The sequence below is a fragment of the Paracoccus indicus genome, assembly GCF_003056335.1.
GTDB classification, from domain to species: Bacteria; Pseudomonadota; Alphaproteobacteria; order Rhodobacterales; family Rhodobacteraceae; genus Paracoccus; species Paracoccus indicus.
Map to the genome: position 1 here is coordinate 1 of NZ_PYWA01000034.1, position 309 is coordinate 309.

The 309-nt window shown below is 60.5% G+C and carries 1 pseudogene and 1 other annotated feature; the pseudogene reads right to left on the reverse strand.

The window, feature by feature from the left end:
• A pseudogene (locus DDE75_RS17135) lies at window positions 1–309 on the reverse strand (hypothetical protein); the annotation flags it as partial.
• Window positions 12–128: a sequence feature (AL1L pseudoknot), on the reverse strand. Its footprint overlaps the pseudogene before it by 117 nt.

A 309-nucleotide genomic window follows, 5' to 3' on the forward strand; every position in this document is an offset into this window, starting at 1 on the left:
TAGTAGGTTGATGGGGCGATCGGCAGAACCCTGCAGATTGGCTCGACCCCATACTCACCGCGATGATTGTCGATGAACCCGACCATCACTTCGACCGGCGGTCGAGCTCCGCCATCGCAAAATACGCACTCGCCTTGCGCAGGATCTCGTTCGTCGGGAAAACAGTCCCCCGGACTGTTTTCTGACCCTCCTCACCCTGGCGCAACTCTCGGTTCTCCCGCTCCAGCGCCTTCATCTTCTCGGCCATGTCTGCCGGGATGCCAGCGCGCTTTCCGCTGTCGACCTCGGCCTTCTTGACCCACTCGTTCA